The organism is Microbacterium sp. (genome assembly GCF_031988965.1).
Lineage (GTDB): Bacteria > Actinomycetota > Actinomycetes > Actinomycetales > Microbacteriaceae > Microbacterium.
In genome coordinates, this window is the sequence record NZ_DALZXX010000176.1 from 1 (window position 1) to 5,065 (window position 5,065).

Here is a 5,065-nt window from a genome sequence, read left to right on the forward strand (position 1 = left end):
GTCGACTTGCCGACGCCGGGCTCGCCGCTGAGCAGGATCGCAGCGCCCGGGACGATGCCTCCGCCCAGCACGCGGTCGAACTCGCCGACGCCGCTCGTGCGGCGCGGGGCGTCTTCGGTGGTGATCTGCGTGATGGGGCGCGCAGCGCGGGCGGCGGTCGGCGCGAGGGGCGTGACACGACTCAGGATGCCGGTCTGCGCACTCTGCTCCTGCACGGTGCCCCACTGCTGGCATTCGCCGCACCGACCCACCCACTTGGCGGTCGTCCATCCGCATTCCGTGCAGACATAGGCAGGGGGAGCGGGTTTGCGGGTGGCCATGCAGCCAGGCTATCGCCGGTATCCGACATCCCTATTGCGGAGGGCATTATTCACGGCGGAACCACTCGCTGGGGCGCTGGCACAACGGGATACTGGGTTCATGGCCAATGGCGGGCCCGTCTGCGGGCCGATTTCGAGCTTCTCGCGCGTGCGTATCCTGCACGCGCTGTTCGAAGGCGGCAGCGGGCAGTCGCGTGCCGAGCGCACGATCGGCGAGCTGTGCGACGCCACCGGGCTGCATCCGAACACGGTGCGCGAGCACCTGCAGCGCCTCATCGAGGGCGGCTACGTGATCCAGGCCAGCGAGCACCGCACCACCCGCGGACGTCCGCGCACGCTGTACAGTGCCGCGACCGGCATGAGCGATGCCTCCAGCCCCATCGCTCGCGACAAGGCCAAGGCCGCCGCCGAGCGCGGTGACCTGCTGCGCCGGGTGCTGCCGGCATCCGCATCCGCTCTGGGTCGCGATGCGACCTACCAGCTGGATGCCCTGATCGAACACTTGGAGGAGAGCGGCTTCGAGCCCGTCGTCGATGACGAGCAGCTCACCGTCGATCTCAGCCCGTGCCCGCACGCCGCGGGTCGCGCCGAAGACCGTCCGATGCTGTGCTCCGTGCACCTCGGCCTCATGCAGGGGGTGCTCACCGAAGCCGGTGGGCCGCTCGCTGCCGAGGCCGTGCGCACGCCCGCCCTCGCGGCGGACTGCGCTGTGCCGGCTGAGTGCGTGGTGCAGCTGCGCCTGACGGAGATGACCGCCGCCTAGGCGAGCATCTGTCTTATTCACGGTCTGCGGCCCCGCGGGGCGGCGGGCCGGTCAATAGCGTGGCACCCGGCGCACAGAAGACCCGGCGCGCAGAACATCCGGCGCACAGAAGAACCAGGGCACGGAAGAAGGAGTGGCTCATGGAATGGCTCGACCCGCTGGTCCTGTCTCGATGGCAGTTCGGTCTCACGACCGTCTACCACTACCTTTTCGTGCCGCTGACGATCGGCATGGCGCTGGTCGCGGCGATCTTCCAGACCGCATGGGTGCGCACCGGCAAGGTGCAGTACCTGCACCTGACCCGGTTCTTCGGCAAGATCTTCCTGATCAACTTCGCCATGGGCGTTGTGACCGGCATCGTGCAGGAGTTCCAGTTCGGCATGAACTGGTCGGACTACTCCCGCTTCGTCGGCGACGTCTTCGGAGCCCCGCTCGCGTTCGAGGGACTGCTCGCGTTCTTCTTCGAGGCCACGTTCATCGGCCTCTGGATCTTCGGCTGGGACAAGCTCCCGCAGAAGCTGCACCTCGCCACGATCTGGTGCGTCTCGATCGGCAGCATCCTGTCGGCGTACTTCATCATCGCCGCCAACGCGTTCATGCAGAACCCGGTCGGCTACGTCTTCAACCCCGAGACCAACCGCGCCGAGCTCACCGACTTCTGGGCGCTGCTGACGAACCCCGTCGCGCTCGCCGCCTTCCCGCACACGATCTTCGGCGCGCTGATGTTCGCCGCCGGTGTGGTCATCTCGGTGTCGGCCTGGCACCTGGCCCGCGGCCAGCACTTCGACACGATGCGCATCTCGCTGAAGTTCGGTCTGTGGGCGATGATCGTCTCGACCGCCGGCGTCGTGCTCACGGGTGACCAGCTGGGCCTCGCGATGTACGCGGCGCAGCCGATGAAGATGGCGGCCGCCGAGGCGACCTTCAACACGGTCTGCGGTGCGGATGCCTCCTTCAGCATCTTCACCCTCGGCACGCCAGACGGCAGCTCCGAGCTCTTCTCGATCCGCGTGCCGTACCTGCTCTCACTGCTGTCGACGCACACGTTCGACGCCTGCGTGCACGGCATCAACGACCTGAACGCCGAGTACGCCACGACGTTCGCCGACACCGGCCTCACCGAGTTCGCCCCGATCCTCTGGGTCACGTACTGGGCGTTCCGCTGGATGATCGGCCTCGGCATCGCCGCAGCGCTCGTCGCCGTCGCCGGCCTGTGGCTGACCCGCAAGGGCGCCAAGAAGCCCCCGGCTCCGTGGATGTGGAAGCTCGCGATCTGGTCGTTCCCGTTGGCGCTCGCCGCCAACATCATGGGCTGGGTCTTCACCGAGATGGGCAGGCAGCCCTGGATCGTCTTCGGGCTCATGACCACGCAGGACGGCGTCTCGCCGGGAGTGAGCGGGGTCGAGGTGCTCATCTCGCTGATCGCCTTCACCGCGATCTACGCCGCGCTCGCCGTGGTCGAGATCCGCCTCATCATCAGGGCGGCCCAGAAGGGCCCCGACACCGAAGAACAGCCCCACGAGGAGACGGCCCAGCTGCCGTCGGTCGTGTACTGAGAGAGGGATCAGTCATGGAATACATGTGGTTCTGGATCGTCGCCTTCCTCTTCGTCGGCTACTTCGTGCTCGACGGGTTCGACTTCGGCGTGGGCATGTCGCTGCCGTTCCTCGGCAGGAACGACGTCTCGCGTCGCCAGGTCATCAACACGATCGGCCCGATCTGGGATCTCAACGAGACCTGGGTCATCGTCGCGGGCGCGTGCCTGTTCGCGTCGTTCCCCGAGTGGTACGCCACGCTGTTCAGCGGCTTCTACCTGCCGCTGCTGCTGATCCTGCTCGCGCTGATCCTGCGCGGGGTGTCGTTCGAGTACCGGCACCAGCGCGAGTCGGCGAAGTGGAAGCGCGGCTTCGACCGGATGATCGTGATCGGCTCGGCCGTGCCCGCGTTCCTGTGGGGCGTCGCCTTCGGCAACATCGTGCAGGGAGTGGCGATCGATGAGAACCACATCTATGTGGGCGGCTTCTTCGCCCTGCTGAACCCGTACGCGCTGCTCGTCGGCGCCACGACGCTGCTGCTGTTCTTCCTGCACGGCGTGCTGTTCGTGGCGCTCAAGACCGACGGACAGGTGCACGAGGATGCTCGTCGCCTGGTGAAGCTCGCGGCCGTGCCGACCGTGCTCGCCGCCGCCGTCACCGTGGGGTGGACCGTCATGATGGCCGCGGGTCGCGAGGCGCCGCTGCTGTACTTCGTCATCGCCTGCGGTCTCGTGGCCGCTCTCGCTCTCGTGGCGGCGATCGTCGCGTCGCTGCGCCGGCTCGACGGATGGGCGTTCACCTTCGGCGCCGGCACCGTGGCATCCGCCGTCGTGATGCTGTTCGCGGCGCTGTTCCCGTACGTGATGCCGTCGACGATCGACCCGGCCTTCAGCCTCACGATCGAGAACGCATCGAGCACGCCGTATACGCTGACGATCATGAGTTGGACCGCGCTGATCGCCCTGCCCCTCGTGCTCGCGTACCAGACGTGGACCTACTGGATCTTCCGCAAGCGCGTCACCCGCAGCTCGATCGAGGGAGCTCCGGCGCACGCGTGAGTCCCTTCTGCACCGACGACGTGTCGTCACGTCGTCTCGCTTCGCTCGCTCGACGACCGGGAGTCGGTCGTTGAGCGAGGCCGCGCGAAGAGCGCCCGGAACTCGGTCGTGGAGCGAGGCCGCGCGGAGCGCGCCCGAGACGAAACGAGCCCACGCGTGAAGCCCGTCGACATCCGCCTGATCCGCTACGCGAGCGCGGCGCGGGGATTCCTGCTGCTCTCGGGCGTGATCGGCGTCGCGCAGACCGCGGTCACGATCGCGTTCGCCTGGATGCTGACCGATGCCGTCACCGGCGCGCTCGCCGGGCGTGACGTCACGGCATCCCTGCTCTGGCTACTGGGCCTGGCCGCCCTTCGCGGGATCCTGATCGCCGCCTCGGATGCCGCGGGCATGCGCGCCGCTGCCCGGACCGGTGTGCAGCTGCGCGCCGCGCTGATCGCGGCGGTGGGTCGTCTCGGACCCGGCTGGCTCGCGCAGCGCAGCCGGGCGGGACTCGCGCTTACCGCCGGGCACGGCCTCGAGGCGCTCGACGCGTACTTCGCCCGGTACATCCCGCAGCTCGTGCTGACGGTGGTCGCGACACCCGTGCTCGTCGCGGTGATGTGGTGGCAGGACTGGCCGAGCGGGCTGACCGCGGTCATCACGCTGCCGCTGATCCCGCTCTTCCTGATCCTGATCGGCATCGCGACCCGCACGGTGCAGCGCAGGCAGTGGCAGACGCTGCAGCGTCTCGCGGCGCGCTTCGCCGACACCGTGCAGGGCCTCTCGACCCTGCGGCTGTTCGGACGCGAGCGCCGCGCCGCCGCGCAGATCGAGAAGACGGCCGACGAGTACCGCCGCGAGACCATGAAGGTGCTGCGGTTCTCGTTCCTGTCGGGCTTCTCTATGGAGCTGCTCGCCTCGATCGCCGTGGCGTTGATCGCGGTCGCGATCGGTTTCCGCCTGCTGTCGGGCGACCTGTCGCTCGAGGTCGGGCTGTTCGTGCTGCTGCTGGCGCCCGAGGCGTTCCTGCCGATCCGGCAGGTCGGCGTGCAGTTCCACGCCGCCGCCGAGGGGGTCGCGGCCACCGAAGACGTGTTCGCGGTGCTGGATGAGGCCGGGGCTCAGGAGGATGACGTTCACGACTCAGCAGGAGATGTCGGGATCCGCGCGTCGGGTGCCCTGACAGCGGGTTCGGGCGATGCTCATGCTGAATTGCGAACGGGGAACGCGCGGGAGCTGGTCGTCGCCGGCCTGCGCGTGCGCGATCTGCCGCCTGTCGCCTTCGCCGCAGCACCCGGAACAATCACCCTGATCGAGGGGCCGAGCGGTGCCGGCAAGTCGAGTCTGCTCGCGGCGCTGCGCGGCGCGGTCGAGTTCGAGGGCGCGGCCACCGTCGGCGGGGTCGAC

4 protein-coding genes and 1 pseudogene are annotated in these 5,065 nt (G+C 68.6%); 4 read left to right on the plus strand and 1 reads right to left on the minus strand.

Translation table 11 applies throughout. The features are described 5' to 3' along the window. Positions 1 to 320, minus strand: a pseudogene (locus tag RTM68_RS16810) (DNA repair protein RadA); the annotation flags it as partial. 148 nt (positions 321 to 468) lie between these two features. Here RTM68_RS16810 and RTM68_RS16815 point away from each other — a divergent pair. The 4 genes from RTM68_RS16815 to RTM68_RS16830 form a co-directional block, all read left to right on the plus strand. After that, positions 469 to 1,083, plus strand: coding sequence for a helix-turn-helix domain-containing protein (locus RTM68_RS16815; RefSeq protein WP_312173134.1), 615 nt, complete (start codon positions 469 to 471; stop codon positions 1,081 to 1,083). Positions 1,084 to 1,223: 140 nt separating this feature from the next. Beyond that, positions 1,224 to 2,639: a cytochrome ubiquinol oxidase subunit I gene (locus tag RTM68_RS16820; RefSeq protein ID WP_312173137.1), complete on the plus strand. Its 1,416-nt coding sequence runs from the start codon at positions 1,224 to 1,226 to the stop codon at positions 2,637 to 2,639. Positions 2,640 to 2,653: 14 nt separating this feature from the next. Next, positions 2,654 to 3,676 carry a cytochrome d ubiquinol oxidase subunit II gene (gene cydB / locus RTM68_RS16825; RefSeq protein ID WP_312173139.1) on the plus strand — a complete coding sequence of 341 codons (1,023 nt, stop codon included), beginning with the start codon at positions 2,654 to 2,656 and terminating at the stop codon, positions 3,674 to 3,676. A 156-nt stretch (positions 3,677 to 3,832) separates the two neighbouring features. Further along, positions 3,833 to 5,065 (plus strand): ABC transporter transmembrane domain-containing protein (locus RTM68_RS16830; protein ID WP_312173141.1); only part of this gene is annotated, 1,233 nt, incomplete at its 3' end.

Bases quoted from the DNA above. Each gene is read 5' to 3' on its own strand.
- RTM68_RS16820 (WP_312173137.1), top strand. From the start codon at position 1,224: ATGGAATGGCTCGACCCGCTGGTCCTGTCTCGATGGCAGTTCGGTCTC.
- cydB (WP_312173139.1), top strand. From the start codon at position 2,654: ATGGAATACATGTGGTTCTGGATCGTCGCCTTCCTCTTCGTCGGCTAC.